General features: G+C 68.0%; 13 protein-coding genes and 2 pseudogenes. 11 read left to right on the top strand and 4 right to left on the bottom strand.

Going from position 1 to position 15182, the window contains the following annotated elements:
- Positions 1–196: 196 nt before the first annotated feature.
- The gene (locus IQ210_RS34245; RefSeq protein WP_194083070.1) at positions 197–625 is read left to right on the top strand and encodes a cupin domain-containing protein; all 429 of its coding nucleotides are present in this window, start codon (positions 197–199) and stop codon (positions 623–625) included.
- Between the two features lie 606 nt (positions 626–1231).
- Here the strand turns inward: IQ210_RS34245 and IQ210_RS34240 are convergent.
- The 3 genes and pseudogenes from IQ210_RS34240 to IQ210_RS34230 form a co-directional block, all read right to left on the bottom strand.
- Positions 1232–1645 (bottom strand): hypothetical protein, encoded by a 414-nt coding sequence (locus tag IQ210_RS34240; RefSeq protein WP_194083069.1) that lies wholly within the window; start codon positions 1643–1645, stop codon positions 1232–1234.
- A 333-nt stretch (positions 1646–1978) separates the two neighbouring features.
- Positions 1979–2734 carry a class I SAM-dependent methyltransferase gene (locus IQ210_RS34235; RefSeq protein WP_194083190.1) on the bottom strand — a complete coding sequence of 252 codons (756 nt, stop codon included), beginning with the start codon at positions 2732–2734 and terminating at the stop codon, positions 1979–1981.
- Positions 2735–3301: 567 nt separating this feature from the next.
- A pseudogene (locus tag IQ210_RS34230) lies at positions 3302–3772 on the bottom strand (hypothetical protein); the annotation flags it as partial.
- 380 nt (positions 3773–4152) lie between these two features.
- Between IQ210_RS34230 and IQ210_RS34225 the strand changes: the two are divergent.
- From IQ210_RS34225 to IQ210_RS34200, 6 genes are all read left to right on the top strand, one after another.
- Positions 4153–4740 (top strand): TetR/AcrR family transcriptional regulator, encoded by a 588-nt coding sequence (locus IQ210_RS34225; protein ID WP_322657326.1) that lies wholly within the window; start codon positions 4153–4155, stop codon positions 4738–4740.
- Between the two features lie 60 nt (positions 4741–4800).
- Complete coding sequence (locus IQ210_RS34220; protein ID WP_194083068.1) at positions 4801–5472, top strand: enoyl-CoA hydratase-related protein; 672 nt, start codon at positions 4801–4803, stop codon at positions 5470–5472.
- A 96-nt stretch (positions 5473–5568) separates the two neighbouring features.
- Positions 5569–7818, top strand: a complete 2250-nt coding sequence (locus tag IQ210_RS34215; RefSeq protein WP_194083067.1) for a molybdopterin-dependent oxidoreductase — start codon at positions 5569–5571, stop codon at positions 7816–7818.
- A 649-nt stretch (positions 7819–8467) separates the two neighbouring features.
- The gene (locus tag IQ210_RS34210) at positions 8468–8689 is read left to right on the top strand and encodes an MmcQ/YjbR family DNA-binding protein (RefSeq protein WP_194083066.1); all 222 of its coding nucleotides are present in this window, start codon (positions 8468–8470) and stop codon (positions 8687–8689) included.
- The gene (locus IQ210_RS34205; RefSeq protein WP_194083065.1) at positions 8686–9054 is read left to right on the top strand and encodes an MmcQ/YjbR family DNA-binding protein; all 369 of its coding nucleotides are present in this window, start codon (positions 8686–8688) and stop codon (positions 9052–9054) included. Before IQ210_RS34210 ends, IQ210_RS34205 begins: the two co-directional genes overlap by 4 nt.
- 123 nt (positions 9055–9177) lie before the next feature.
- Entirely contained in the window at positions 9178–10491 is a 1314-nt protein-coding gene (locus IQ210_RS34200) for a replication-associated recombination protein A (protein WP_194083064.1), read from the top strand.
- A 426-nt stretch (positions 10492–10917) separates the two neighbouring features.
- On the opposite strand, the gene IQ210_RS34195 is transcribed toward IQ210_RS34200, so the two are convergent.
- Positions 10918–11490, bottom strand: a complete 573-nt coding sequence (locus tag IQ210_RS34195; RefSeq protein WP_256785415.1) for a dihydrofolate reductase family protein — start codon at positions 11488–11490, stop codon at positions 10918–10920.
- 54 nt (positions 11491–11544) lie between these two features.
- Between IQ210_RS34195 and IQ210_RS48650 the strand changes: the two genes are divergently transcribed.
- The 4 genes and pseudogenes from IQ210_RS48650 to IQ210_RS48540 all read left to right on the top strand — a co-directional run.
- Positions 11545–12699: an SCO2400 family protein gene (locus IQ210_RS48650; protein ID WP_456115067.1), complete on the top strand. Its 1155-nt coding sequence runs from the start codon at positions 11545–11547 to the stop codon at positions 12697–12699.
- 344 nt (positions 12700–13043) lie between these two features.
- Positions 13044–14102: a zinc metalloprotease gene (locus IQ210_RS47495; RefSeq protein WP_228048917.1), complete on the top strand. Its 1059-nt coding sequence runs from the start codon at positions 13044–13046 to the stop codon at positions 14100–14102.
- Positions 14103–14111: 9 nt separating this feature from the next.
- Positions 14112–14513 carry a DUF6281 family protein gene (locus IQ210_RS34180; RefSeq protein ID WP_194083062.1) on the top strand — a complete coding sequence of 134 codons (402 nt, stop codon included), beginning with the start codon at positions 14112–14114 and terminating at the stop codon, positions 14511–14513.
- A gap of 481 nt (positions 14514–14994) precedes the next feature.
- Positions 14995–15084 (top strand): annotated as a pseudogene (locus tag IQ210_RS48540) (IS5 family transposase); the annotation flags it as partial.
- Positions 15085–15182: the final 98 nt, after the last annotated feature.

Raw genomic sequence — 15182 nt, 5'->3', positions numbered from 1 at the left:
GTATGGACCGTGCAGACCGTGTATGAGCGGCATCGTCGTTGGTCGACAGCTCAAGCTGGCCGTAACCGATGAGGAGACGACGTTGCTCGCCGACGGCACACGCTTCGGTCTGGGACACCACACCAGGGCCTGTTGTGGACGTGGCGGCGGCTGCTTGTGTGAGTGCTGATGCGGCCGACTGCTACGTTCCGGAGCCATGACCGATGGCGTGTACGTGGGCAATGCGGGCAGCGATGCGGCTTTGGACCGGGGATGGCTGCTGGGGCACTTCAAGGACGCCTCCGATCCTCGGCACAGCGAGGACGTGGAGATCAAATGGGGGGTCCATCCGCAGGGCGATGAGCGGGCTCAGTGGGTGACTGGCGAAGAGCGCACCGCCCTGCTGGTCCTGATCAGCGGGCGCTTCCGGGTGGAACTGCCCGGAAGCAGCGTTCTCCTGGCCCGGCAAGGGGACTACGTCGTGTGGGGCCAGGGCGTCGATCACTCCTGGTTCGCGGAGGAGGAGTCCGTGGTGCTGACGGTTCGCTGGCCCTCCGTCCCTGGCTACAAGGTGACCGATGAGGATGACTCCGCTGCTGGTCACAGTCGTGCATTCAGGACCGCGACCGACACCGTGACCTCGTAGCGGACGCCCAACCTGTCCTCGGGTGCCATCGCACGGTGGCGCTTGAGGTTGAAGCCACGAGCGAGCTCACACCGATGGAGCGATTGACGGAAGCCCGGCTGTACGGCACGACCAGAACGAGCAGGTCGTTCGGAACTGAAGGACTCGGTACGGGCCCGCGGTTCCTTGGGCCGGCACGTGGGCAGCGGAGCAGGGCTTGACCCCCGCGAGCACCGGCGATCATGTCTCGCAAGAAGTCACAGTCGTGCGCTGATGGCCCATGCCGGCGCATACAGCGTGACGCCAGCAGCCGATCACTCGTTGACCGGGCTGGTCAACGACGGGGAGCCTGGCGGGCACACAACCAGTCCGGCACCAGAGCCTTGGCTGCGCGCAGCGATGCAACGTCGTCGCTGGCTTTTGCCGTCTCCGGCGTCGGGCCGGGGAACGGGCGGGGGTGGGAAGGAGTTGGGTTGCAGCGCGCACCGTGGCCTTCCGCTCGACCGCATGACGCTCGCGGTAGTCGACGGGGGCGACGTGCGGCGGTCGGCCGCCACGGCAGCGCAGCTTCCGGCGTCACCTCCAGATGGCCGAGGAAACGGCGACTCTGGATGACTGACTGCCTTCTCAGTCGACAGGCACGTCCAGACCGAGGAAGACCGCATAGGCGGTGAGGCTGTCCTCAGGGCCATTCTGGAACCGCTTGACCACACGCTGGACCGGCCAGATCACTGCTCCACTGGCGAACCGGAGTCTGACATTCAGCTCGCCTGCCGGGTCCGCGTCGTCCGCCTCCCAGACACCGCCGAGACTGAGCCGGATCGTTTCGCCGACATAGCAGCCCACGCCGAACAGACGGGCCCCGAGACCAGCGGCCAAGAGGCCGCCCTTCACTGCCGCGCCCGAGTTGCTGTGCTCTGTCATGAATCGTTCGACATCGCGCAGGCTGCCCGGGGAGAAATCCGCCTGGTAGCCCGAAGAGTCGAGAGCGGAAGCGATCCAATCCGCACTCGTGCGCACGTCATCCAGCAGTGAAGTCACCAACAGATCATCCCTCCTGCCACTGACAACACGCTCGATCGTCCACTCACGCCAGACCTCAAGCCTTCGGGCATGCACAGTCGTAAGCACGGCAAGGGGACGATTGTCTGTCACCCCCAAACCTTCGCAATCAGACGAGCAAGGGGAAGCTGACAGCGAGGTGCAGTGCGGTTTCGGGGAGGCGGGCGGGGACAACTCGCACGTCTGGTTCTGAGGGCCCCTCCCTGCGAAGGGGCGGGGCCACCCGACACGACCTCTACGTCGAGGGTCCGCGCGGCCTCGACATCAACCACATGGAATCTGTAACTAACACAGGGACTGCGAGCCCGTCGTCTATACCTTGCTCGCCACCACCATGTAGTTCTCGGCCTCAGGGTTGAACGTGCTCATTTCCGTCCGGAGTCCGACCCGCTTCAACTCGGCTTCGAGTTCGTTGTATCGGTACGGCCAGCACGACAGCAGTTCCGAGCGGACAAGAACCGGCCCAACCGCATCCACTTGCGCGATCGCAATCTCGATGTGGTGCTCGTCCTCCCAATGCGGCGCAATCTCCCAGCGGTAGACCACGACGGCATCACGACCGTTCCGACGGACCAGTCGGTCACTGATGTCCAGCCGGGAACCTCTGGCCCTCACGAGTTCCCAAGTACGGGAGGTGAGTACCAAGCGCCCGCCAGGGCGCAGAAGCCGTGACATCGACTCCAGAGCAGCAACCCTGCCTCTCGCACCCACGGCATGGTGCAGCGAGTTCCCGACGCAGAACACCATGTCGAAGGTGGCGTCATCGAAGTGGCCGGGCAACTCCTGCCAGTCCGCCCGCACTGTCCGGACAGATGCCTTGAACTCCTCAGCCAATTCCGCAGTCCGGCGAACCATCGCCTCGCTGGCGTCAGTTGCGACAACCTGCATGCCACGACCCGCGAGGCCGACCGCCAACTGTCCCGTTCCGCACGAACAATCGAGGACGTGAGCGTTCGACGGCAGGAGACTGAGGACGTCATCGAACGACGCAGCGAAGTCGGCCGGAGCCAGCTTTGCATCCGAGATGAGCCATTCGTACACCTCGGCAAGCGCGTTATAACCCGTCACAACTCCTACCTCCGTCACGCGGCAGACTCACGGTGGGACGCCAGTACATCGGCGGAGCAAGTCGGTTCACAAATGGTTTCGCAAGAGCAGCCCGTCCGCTCATAGCCGCATTCCGCGCGCTTCATGTCACCTCTCCTACGCCTGAAGTCGCCGTCGCAGGCTGAGATTCTCGCCGTGCGCAGCGGCCAGTGCCTTCTGCAACTCCGCGGCCTCGGTGCAATGGCTGGCCTTCGCCTCACGCAGTTGGCTGGCCAGCGCTCGGACTGCGCGCTGCTAGTCATGCCCTGAGCCACATCGTCCGTGGCGGTTGGCGGTTTCGGGCGACCCCGAGCCTTCTGTAGTGCCGTGATCTGGTCGCGGAACTGCGGCTGCCGGTAGGGGAAGTCGGTCGATACCTGCGCCTGATTGACGACTGCGACGAAGTTGACCTGGGCATCCTGACGCGTCATCTCGGTGAGCGCTTGGCAGCACGCGGGACTGTTCCTTCTGCCACCGCCGCGGATCACCGACGAAGGGGCGCAGGGGCTGCCCCGGGTGCAGTTGGCGGTGGCGTACGCGGCGCGTCGGTCATGACGAAGTCGCTTTCAGGTGGTCGGTCGCGGTCAGGCCGGGGGTGCGGGTCGAGCAGCAGCCGTCACCGTCGGGGTGGGCTCGGCGGGGTGTGGGGCCGGGGCAGGTTTGGCATGGCGGCCAGTTCAGGCAGGCCAGGCAGAGGTCCTCGCCGGGTGCGGTGCCGGGCCTGCCGCAGCCCGAGCACTCCACCAGCGCCCGGTAGGTGATCGCTTCTTCGACCGTGCGGTCAGCGGCGGATGGCGTTGAGCACTGCCCGGTCCACGCGATCGCCTCCTGTCGGCCGGTGCTGTCGGTGGCGGTGGCTGGGGGCGGGTAGAGCTGGGCGGAGCGCAGGCGGGCGGCGACGATCGCGCCGACGGAGGTACGGATCCGCTCCGGCAGCGGGCGGCCGGTGATCACATGGCGCAGCTGCTCGGCGCTCCAGCCGGCCTGCAGCATCGCGGTGACCACCCGGCCCTGGTCGTAGGGCGGACGGCTGCTGACTCGTGGCGAGCGCCGGCCCGGGCCCGCGCTGCCCGATCCTCCACGGGCGGTCCTCGGCAGGCGGCTCCTGGCGGGCCGGCGATGGGGCCGGCGTCGGGGGTGCAACGACTCCGCCTGCATCCCGGCCCGACGGCCCCGACCCCCTCGGGCAGGCCGAGGACAGGGTGCAGGGCACCTACGTGCCCGCCGCGGTCCGCGACGAACAACCCCTTGCATGCTCTATGCCATCTACCTTAAGTTACTGACTAGTAGACACGTCGCTTGATGCTTCGCCGCAGGCACGAAAGGACACAGGGCATGTTCGAACGGGCACGCGCCACGGGTGCGCGCACACAGCTCGCCATCCGCGAGGTGATGGCGGCGTGACCCCACGCAAGGGCGGCAGCCGGGACCGCATGGTGCTCAGTGCCGCCGCGCTGCTGAGCGAGTACGGGGCCAGCGCCACGAGCATCGACCGGGTACTCGCTCACAGCGACGCCCCGCGCGGCTCGGTCTACTACCACTTCCCAGACGGGCGAGCGCAGCTCATCAACGAGGCGGTCGCGCTCGCGGGTGACTTCATCGCGGGACTGATCGACGCCGCCATGCAGGCCGATGACGCGCTGGCGGCGATCGACGCGTTCTTCGGGCTCTGGCGTCAACGGCTCGTCGACAGCGACTTCCGCAGCGGCTGTCCGATCGTGGCGGTGGCCGTGGAGACCAACGACGACGCGCCGCAGCTGGCCCGCTCAGCGGCGGCCGTGTTCGCCCGTTGGCAGTACGCCCTCGCCGGCCTGTTCCTGAAAAACGGTCTGCCGGAGGAGCGCAGCAGACGACTGGCCGCGTTCATCATCGCCGCGGTCGAAGGCGCGGTGATCATGTGCCGGGCCGAAGAGAGCACCGCCCCACTCGAGGCAGCCGCAGCCGAGATCCACGAACTGCTGGCCCTCACCCTGCCTCGCCGTCCCTGAGCCGCGCCACTTGCCACAGGCGTGGCGCGCATTCCATCCCACCGCACCCAGGAGAACCCCATGCCCACTCTCGACCGCCAGGAAAGTGTCTTCGTACTCGACCTCGGGGACGACGAGAACCGCTTCCACCCTGACTGGATCACTGCCGTCGGTGCCGCGCTCGACGAGGTCGAGAAGGCGGAGGGCCCTCGCGCCCTGGTCACCGCGGCCACCGGCAAGTTCTACTCCAACGGCCTCGACCTGGAGTGGCTGTTCGCCCACGCCGACCAGCACCAGGACTACGTCGTCTCGGTCCACGAACTGTTCGCGCGGATGCTGTCGCTGCCGGTCATCACGGTGGCCGCGCTGCAGGGGCACACCTTCGCCGCCGGCGCGATGTTCTCCCTCGCCCACGACTTCCGCGTGATGCGCGCCGACCGCGGTTACTGGTGCCTGCCCGAAGCGGACATCAACATCCCCTTCACCCCCGGCATGGCCGCGCTCATCCAGTCCCGACTGTCGCCGCAGACCGCCCACGCGGCCATGCTCACCGCCCGCCGCTACGGCGGCGCCGACGCCGCGGCCGCCGGCATCGTCGACCAGGCGGTCAGCGAGGACGCCGTACGCTCCACCGCGATCGAGATCGCCCAGGCGCAGGTGAACAAGGCCTGCGACACCCTCGGCACCATCAAGGCCCGCATGTACGCCCCTGCCCTGGCCACGCTGCGCGACACCACCAATCCCATGGGCTGACCTCACGGTCCGTACCTCCCCACCCGCCGCCGCCCTACCCCCGGGCTGCGGGCTCTCACGCCACAACGGTTGGCGGTGTTGACGAGGAGAAATCACATGACCGACCAGGCCGACACTGCCAGTTGGCACAAGACCGCGTGCATTCTGTGCGAGAACAACTGCGGCATCCAGATCCAGACCGACGGCCGGCGCTTCGCAAAGATCCGTGGCGACAAGGAACATGTCGCCACCAGCGGCTACACCTGTAACAAGGCCCTGCGTCTTGACCACTACCAGAACGGTGTGGACCGCCTGACCACGCCTCTGCGCCGAGAGGCAGACGGCAGCTTCACCCCCATCGACTGGGACACCGCCGTGCGGGAGATGTCCGCCCGCCTCAAGTCGGTGCGCGACACCCACGGCGGCAAGTCGATCTTTTTCTACGGCGGCGGAGGCCAGGGCAATCACCTCGGCGGCGCCTACAGCGGCGCCCTGATGGGCGCACTGGGCGCCCGCTACCGCTCCAACCCCCTGGCCCAGGAGAAGACCGGCGAAGGCTTCGTCGACGCCCACCTGACCGGCGGTCACACCGTGGGGGACTTCGAGAACGCCGAGGTCTCGGTCTTCATCGGCAAGAACCCCTGGCAGACCCACGGGGTTTCCCGCGCCCGCACCGTGCTCAAGGACATCGCCAAGGACCCCGCCCGCACCATGATCGTCATTGATCCGGTGCGGACCGAGACCGCCGACCTCGCCGACATCCACCTGCAGCTCAGGCCCGGAACCGACGCCTGGTGCCTGTCGGGCATCCTCGGCGTCCTGGTCCAGGAGGATCTTGTCGACCACGCCTTCCTCGACACCCACACGACCGGGGCGGCAACCGTACTCGAGCGGCTGAAGGCTGTGGACGTCGCTCACTGTGCCGCCACGTGCGGACTGGACGAGGAACTCCTGCGCACGACGGCCCGCCGGATCGCAACCGCCTCCAGCGTCTCCACGTACGAGGACCTGGGCGTTCAGCAGGGCCCCAACAGCACCCTCGTCTCCTACCTCAACAAGCTCATCTGGCTGCTGACCGGCAACTTCGGCAAGCAGGGCGCGATGCAGCCGCACTCGTGGGTCGTACCGCTCGCCCGCTACAGCACCCGCCCGCGCCGCACCCCCGTCATCGGCGCGCGGATGCCCGGCGGCCTGGTGCCCTGCAACGTCATCGCCGAGGAGATCCTCAACGACCATCCCGACCGGTTCCGGGCGATGGTCATCGAGTCATCCAACCCGGCGCACTCCCTTGCCGACTCCGCCGCCTTCGCCAAGGCCCTCGACAAGCTCGACCTGGTCGTCGTCATCGACATCGCGCTGACCGCGACCGGGCGCCAGGCCGACTACGTGCTGCCGGCCGCGTCCCAGTACGAGAAGTGGGAAGCGACCTTCTTCACCTTCGAGTTCCCGCACAACACCTTCCACCTGCGTGCCCCCGTTCTCGACCCACTGCCCGGCACGCTGACCGAACCCGAGATCTACGCCCGCCTGGTCCGGGAACTCGGCGCCGTCCCCCGTAGCCACCTCTCCCTGCTTCGCACCGCGGCCCGCCTCGGCCGCACTCCGTACAAACTCGCTTTCGCCGCCCTGGCTGTCCTCGACAAGAGCACCATCAAACTGGCCCCGTATCTGCTGTACGAAACCCTCGGCCCCACCCTGCCCGACGGTGCCCGCTCCGCCGCTGTGCTGTGGGCGCTGTGCCAGCGCATCGCCAAGGAGTACCCCAAGGCCATGCGCCGCGCCGGGCACGGCGACGCAGAAGCCCTGTTCGAAGCGATCCTCAAGGGCCGTTCCGGAGTCGTCTTCACAGAGGACGAGTACGACGACGCCTGGGGCTACGTGCCTCATCCCGGCCAGCGCATTCCGCTGCCCATCCCCGAACTGCTCGACCTGCACGCCGAACTGGACACCACTCCGGCCGTCCACACCACCGAGGAGTTCCCGATCGTCCTGGCCGCCGGCCAGCGGCGTGCGTTCACCGCGAACACCATCATTCGCGACACCACCTGGCGCCTGCGCGACAAGGGCGGCACCCTGCGCATCAGCCCGCACGACGCTGAGCAGCTCGGACTCGACAACGGGGCGCCCGCCCGGATCACCACCGAGCGCGGCACCGCAAACGCCACCGTCGAGATCGACGACCGCATGCAGGCTGGACACGCCGCCCTGCCCAACGGTTTCGGTCTCGATCTGCCCACCGGCAACGGCGAAACCGAACGCACCGGCGTCGCCCTCAACACCCTCACCGACCTGCGCAGGCGCGACCCCATCGCCGGCGTCCCCTGGCACAAACACGTGCCCGCCCGCATCGAGGCTCTCCCCGCCTGACCCTCCAACCACGACAGGCCAACACGTCCGCGGCCCCCGCGGCACGATTCGCGGACCCGCGGCACACCCGAGGAGAACGACCGTCCACTTGAGCACCCCGACTCACGCGCGGCCGTGTCAGCTGCCGACGGGGCGAGCAGCAGCGGTGCGGCAAACGACTGACGGGCCGGACTCGGTGGCCGGACTGAAAGCCGGAGCACAGCGCGCGGCCCGGTGTTCGCCACCCACCGCAAGCCGCCGCGTGCGCGGGACCCACCACAGCCACTGGCCGGGGCGACGGCCCGCGTGACACGGTCGACGTCGTGCCGCAGTTCGCCCTCGGTGACCGCGATGAGGTAGGGGACGGTGGCATGGCCCGGACGGGGCGGGTTCCACGGCCAGTCGCAGTGCTGGACGGAGAAGTCCTCGACGGTCTTCACCTCCAGGCCGTACGGTTGCCGACCGGGGGCTGGAAACGTACAGCGCAACCGCAGCGGGTCCAGCCTGGCCACTCGGCTCGGAGTGTCGCCCGTCGACCATCATGTGTCCGCGGTCTACCGCCATTCCCGTCGGCTTCGACGCAAGGATGGGACGTGCCGCCGCGCTCGCGCGGCGCGCCCTGCGCCCCCTTCGATGCCACAGTCCGTCACCACCCGACAAGGCTCGCCCCATGAACGGCCCGACCCCGCACAAGACCGCCGCCGACTGCGCGGAGCAACTACCCGGACCCCACAGGCACTGGATCACTCTGGAGGGCCGGGAAGACGTCGACAAGAAGCTGGTCGACGAACTCGTCACCGACTCCTACCGGCTCGTCGTCGCCCACCTGCCCACGGCGGAGCGGCCCGTGGACCCGCACACCCACGGCACCGGCACGCGGGCGGCACGGTGAGCGCGGCCGGCGACCGGCTCCAGGACACCGCCCGCCGGGCCGCCCTGGCCCTCCCCGGCGTCAGCCACGGTTACCCCTTCACCCCAGGACTCGATGTGTACAAAGTCGCGGGCAAGGTGTTCCTGATCGTCACCGACGCCCCGGACGAGCAGATCATCACGGTCAAGTGCGAACCCGAACACGCCCGCACGTACGTGCACGACCACGCCTCGATCACACCGGGCCGCTACCTCGACAAACGGCACTGGATCTCGCTCGGGGCAGGTCCCGGCATCACCGAGCGGCTGGTCACCGACGTGGTCGAGGACTCCTACGACCTGGCCGTCGAGCGACTGCCACGACGCGACCGCCCCGGGGCTCGATGACCGCCACGAACCTCTCCACGAGCGGCTGAGTCGACGCCTGAACCTGAGGTAGCGGCATCAATGTCAGTGCCCCGTGCGAGGCTCGTCATGTCCGCACCCGTACGCCAGCGACCCGAAAGACCGATGGAACCGACCGAAGCGACCCTGCCGCTCTTCGGCGAGGAGCCCGCCCGGCCCCTCGCCGACCGCCTGCGTCCCACCCGGCTGGACGAAGTCGTCGGGCAGGACCACCTGCTGGCCCCGGACGCCCCGCTGGGCCGCATGGTCGCCCGGCAGCGCCTCAGCTCCGCAGTCCTGTGGGGCCCGCCCGGCGTCGGGAAGACGACCATCGCCCGGCTCCTCGCGGACGTCGGCAACCTGGCCTTCGAACCGGTGTCGGCCACCTTCTCCGGCGTGGCCGACCTGCGCAAGGTCTTCGCCGCCGCACGAAGCCGACGCGGCATCGGCCAGGGCACCCTGCTGTTCGTCGACGAGATCCACCGGTTCAACCGTGCCCAGCAGGACAGCTTCCTGCCCTACGTTGAGGACGGCACCGTCATCCTGATCGGCGCCACCACGGAGAACCCGAGCTTCGAACTCAACGGCGCCCTCCTCTCCCGCACCCAGGTCCTCGTCCTCAAACGCCTCGACGAAGACGCCCTGTCCACCCTCCTCGACCGCGCCGAGCAGCTCACCGGCAACCGTCTGCCCCTGGACGACGACGCCCGCCGCGCCCTGATCGCCATGGCCGACGGCGACGGCCGCTACCTCCTCAACATGGCCGAACAGCTCCAGGTCCTCCCCGACACCGGGACCGCCCTGGACACCGCCGGGCTCGCCCAGCACATCCAGCAGCGCGCGCCGCTGTACGACAAGGCGCAGGAGGGCCACTACAACCTCATCTCCGCGCTGCACAAGTCGATGCGCGGCTCCGACCCGGACGCGGCCCTGTACTGGTTCGCCCGCATGCTCGACGGTGGCGAGGACCCGCTGTTCGTGGCCCGCCGACTGGTCCGCTTCGCGAACGAGGACATCGGCATGGCCGACCCGCACGCCGTCCAGCAGGCACTCGCCGCCTGGGATGTGTACGAGCGACTCGGCTCCCCCGAGGGCGAGCTGGCGATCGCCCAAGCCGTCGTCTACCTCGCCACCGCCCCCAAATCCATCGCCGTCTACCGCGGCTTCAACGCCGCACACCGATCCGCCCGGCACACCGGCTCGCTCATGCCGCCCGCCCACATCCTCAACGCCCCGACCCGGCTGATGAAGAACCTCGGCTACGGCAAGGACTACCAGTACGACCCCGACAGCGCCGACGGCTTCTCCGGCGCCGATTACTTCCCCGACGGCATGGACCGCGAGACGTACTACCAGCCCACGCACAACGGCTACGAAGCCCAGATCAGCGAACGCCTGCACCACTGGGCCGATCTGCGTGCCCGCCGGCAAAGCGGCTGAAGTCGAGCACCACACGTATCAGCCGCCCCGCAGGCGAGGCGAACACTGCAACCCCCGAAAACCAACACCCCACCAATACGCGCGGCACGCCAGAGGCGATCGCCGGCACGGCCACCGGCAGCCCACACGCACCCACGACCGCGTTGTTGTGCCGCTACGGCGACGAGGGCACTTCCGGTACACCGGCCGCGTCACCACGCTGAACACGGCTGTACGGCATGGCCTCGCCGACCGGCTCCACGCCCAAGACGCCGGCCACCCGTGGAGGGCACACCTTCAGCGTGGGATGAGGATCGCGGGAATGCCTATCGGTGCGCTGGCCTGCATCCGCACCGAGATGGGGCCGGGCGAGGTGCCGCGTACGCATGATCCGATGCGACAACGCACCTCGACCCACCACAACCAAGAACGTGCTGGTCGACTGGCTCAGCGACGGACGCGGTAGCGGATGTGAGTGGCCTCCGGCGTGTCGATCACCCGGATGATCTCCAACTCGATCTGCGACGACAAGACGTCGAACAGGCGACGGCCCTCGCCGAGCAGCACCGGGACCTGATGGATCTGCACCTCATCCAGCACCCCGGCCTCAAGCGCCCGTTGCGCCGTGTAGGCGCCACGCACCTGCACGTCCTTGTCCCCGGCGGCGGCCTTGGCCTGTGCCATCGCGCTTTCGATCCCATCGGTCACGTAGGTCACCAGCGGATAGCCCCAACGGGCGGCGGGGCCGGGCGGCCGGTGGCTGGGCACGAAGATCGGGAGACCACCGTGATCACCGCCCCAGTGGTCCATGAGCTCGGCAGTGCGTCGTCCCGCGAGCACCGCACCGGCTGAGTTCCATTCGTCCTCGAATTGCGCGGCCGCCCCGGACAGCAGGCCGGACTCGTCCTGAGGGCCGGCCCACTTGTGCAGTCGTTCGCCATCGTCGCCGCCCAGAAAATCGTTGGGATCGGCGATATATCCGTCGAGTGACATCGACATGTCGAGCACGGATGCGGCCACTTCGACCTCCTGTGGTTTCGATCCAGACTTGTTCAACTGTGCTGTAGACCCGGCATGACGGCATTACTCATCGGGCATCGCAGCAGCCGCACGCCTCAGCCGCGACTGACCGCGAACCGACCTGTGCAATTCCCGCCGTTCGGCCGCGTCCGGCGCCGGTCGAGGGCTTGTGGGCGATGCTCGGAGAATCCGCGCAGGAGCATCACACAGGCAGCACACAGGTGCTCAAGAGGCTGGTTACCGTTGCTGGCCGACCTCCCGTGCGAACGCGCACAGGCCGTGGCCTGGCGGGCCGACGGCACAGCCGACCGACCCAGGAAGACCGGAACACCACAGATGGACTACTGCTCCACGTGTCGTCGCCATCTCAACGGCGCCCTGGTGTGTCCCGGGTGCGGCGCGTACGCCCCGGACATCGCTCCGCCCGCAGCAGGCCGTGTCACTGTGTGGCCCGCGACAATCCAGGCGCCAACTGACAGCGCACCGGCCGCACATGCGATCCGTGATCCCTCGGTCGCCGACACATGGCACGACGGTCCCCCGCGGGGCCAGGAGGAACACCATCCCGACTGGGACGTAGCCCCGTACACCGCCCCCTCTGCTGACGGCGGGGACGTGCCCGTAGTGCGCGAAGGGCGAGCCGCCCGGCGTCGCCAACTGGCCCGCTGGAAGAAGAACAAACGGCGGGCAGCGGTCGCTACCGCCGTCGCACTCGTCGGAGGCGGCCTGACCATCGCCGCGATGGACGGGCACTCCCCCGATCGGGCAAGGGCGGCCACAGCACCGGACCAGGAGCACATGGGCGCCCTGGAGGAGCAGACGCCCACACACGCCCGCCCGGCATCCACGCCGCCCACTCCGCACCCGTCGTTGGACACCTCCGAGGCGGGGTCTCCGGCCTCCGGCACCCCCAGGCGGCAGCCTCCCGCTACCCCGCCCAGCACCACACCCCCGATCGCCCGGCCGCACGCCACCGCGTCCCCCGCCCCGACTACTGCCTCGACTCCGCAGCCGCAGAACACCGCCTCCTCTTCCGACGACAGTGATCACGACCCCGTCGGCTCCGCGGCGGGGCAGCCCACGGCGCCCGCCACCGCCGAGAGCACAGACTCGGGCACCTCCCAGACCGGTTCCAGCGACGGCTCCGGTTCCGCACCGGCATCGACGTCGCCGACGCAGGTGTGTCTGCTGGTGCTGTGTCTGGGGTGACCGCACGGCAGCAGCTCTTGGGGTCGCAGGAGTACCGGCGTACCCACAGCCGGACGAACGGCTGGCGCTTTCCCGGTCACCGAGATCCGAGCCCCGATGCGGACTGCCCACATGGAGCCAGCCGTCGGGAAGCCAACTCTGGTGCCAGCCACAGTCGTTGACGAGTCGTCACGTGAGGCCGCCCGCCTGCGCCAATCCGGACCTGTGGCTGAGAATCGCCCTTTCCGGCCGCGATCAAGTGGCGCCAGAATGCCAGTTCGATAAAGGTCCCGTGCCAAGGGACCGGATCACTGGGGGGTGGGAGAGTGGCTGGACGTCGTCCAGGGCTCGTAGGCAGAACCGTCTTGGCGTTCGCGTTGGCCGCGTCGCTCGCTGCCGTCGGCGGCAGCGCACAGGCCGGCACGAGCGCGATACCGATATGTCCGACCGCGGACGAGCTGTCGGTCTACGAATTGCCGTCAGGCTTGAACGTACACATCTGCGACGTGGAAGGCCTTGTCGTCACCTATGACGGCACCGGGATCGAGATGCCGGAGGCCGACACCGCCGTGAGCATCGACGCCCTGTCCGAAGACGGTACAGAGCACGGATTCACGCTGATCGTCGCCGCGGACGGCAAGGTCTCCTACGACTTGTCCACGGCCAACACGGAGTCGTCCACCGCAGGCGAAGACCGTGCCGATGTCGTGAGCCCGCGGCTGACGTCGGGAGATCTGACACAGGAATCGGACGCACCGGTGTCCGAACCATCCACACCCGACGGTCTCGAGGTGGGCGAGGTGGACGCCGCGAGCTCCCCCGGCGAGTGCCAGGACGGCGCCTACTCGACGCTGGACCGCAAGGAGTACGGCATCTACAACTGGTACCTCGGGGACGGGGCCTATCCCGCGGGCATGACGCGCCTTCAAGCACTGGAGTACTTCGAAGGCTCCATCGGCCGGATCACGGCCAGCACCAACAACTGTGGTCTCGCCGACGAAGTACCCGCCAAGAGTCACTATGCGGGCACGACCACGTACGAGGCGGACATAAGCAACCACGGGACGTGCACCTCCTGGGACGGCAAGAGCACGTGGGACGCCGGTGACCTGGCTGCCGGGACAGTCGCCGCGACCTGTGCGCGCACATGGCCGAACCCGCTCGGCAAGAACGACCTCCGGGAAGCGGACGTGCGGTTCAACATCGCGGACTACGACTTCACGAGGAACCCGACGAGCACCTGCTACGGCCTGTACCACGATGTTCTCAACACGGGCACGCACGAGGCCGGCCATGTCTTCGGTCTGGGCCACGTGGGCTCCGGGCATTCAAATCTCACCATGTACACCAAGGCGGACCGCTGCGAAGTAAAGAAGCGGACACTGGGTAAGGGCGACGTCATGGGGCTTCGCAGCATCTACTAGGGAGACTCCATGAGCTGGGTCGGACGACATGCGATCGCGGCAGGACTGGCAGCCGTCGCGTTCACCGCGGTCGGGTGCGGATCAGATGGTTCGGAAGGCACTGAGTCCAGCGGCGAGAGTGTGTGTGCGAGCGACTTCTCCTATGAAGGCCGCACGTACATCAAGCTCACGGACGTCGAGTTCAAGGTCGGACAGAAGGTCGGCACCGCCACGAGTCCGGCATGCCGTGACACCAACGACCGAGCCGCCGAAGTGCCGGAGTCCTCGGAGAACGCCTATGCGGTGAGCGGCATTTCTCCAGACGTGGTCATTGCGATCGGGTCATCTCCCGAAGAGGCGGAGGCCTTCAGGGTCCTCCGCTCCGACAAGAAGATTCCGCCCGAGGTACAGGAATTGTTCAACGGATCGTGAGCCGCGGCGCAGCCGAGCCGAACCCTGTCCCGGCACACTGACCGATGAGTTGACGCCAAACCCCGGGGTAAGTGCCCCGGGGTTTGCGGTTTTTGAGGGTGGCCCCTGGACGAGTGACAGCGCGGCCGCCTGATCGTCACCCATAACCCACGTGGCGGGTGTCAGTTCCACGGTTCCCTGCAGGGATTTTCACCCAGCGCCTTCGCTGCGGCCACACAGAGGTCTTCGCCATAGAGCTGGTTACTGCCCCATTCGGAGCCCCACAGGTCAGACACGGCCTGAGCCACAGCGCGCCAGGAGTACTCCTCATCGCATCGCCACATGCGAATCTGAACAGCCATCTCCGGTGTGATCGTCGCGGGATCCACAGTGTGTGTGTCATTCCAGCGACCCTAGTGACGCCGCGAAGTAGGTGGCCACCGGATAACGTCCCCTGCCGCCCGTCGACAGGCCCCAGGGCTTCGTTTTCACAAGATCCGAAAGAGAGGGCCTAGTCGAACACACCCGAGGAACCAGGGGTTTCACCCCGATCCCGAAACGCTGGGCGGTTGAGCGGACCTATGTATGGCTGAGGCCTCGTAGTCGCGCGCCGGGCGGCGGTGGCAGATGGCCTCTGAGAAGGCGCTGCGCGTCGAGGGACTGCCAGGCAGTCAAGGCCCGTGCGTGGCC

This window comes from Streptomyces justiciae (assembly GCF_015163075.1).
Classification (GTDB): Bacteria; Actinomycetota; Actinomycetes; order Streptomycetales; family Streptomycetaceae; genus Streptomyces; species Streptomyces justiciae.
Note: the sequence above shows the minus strand (reverse complement) of the source record. Positions and strands in the feature narration are given on the sequence as shown.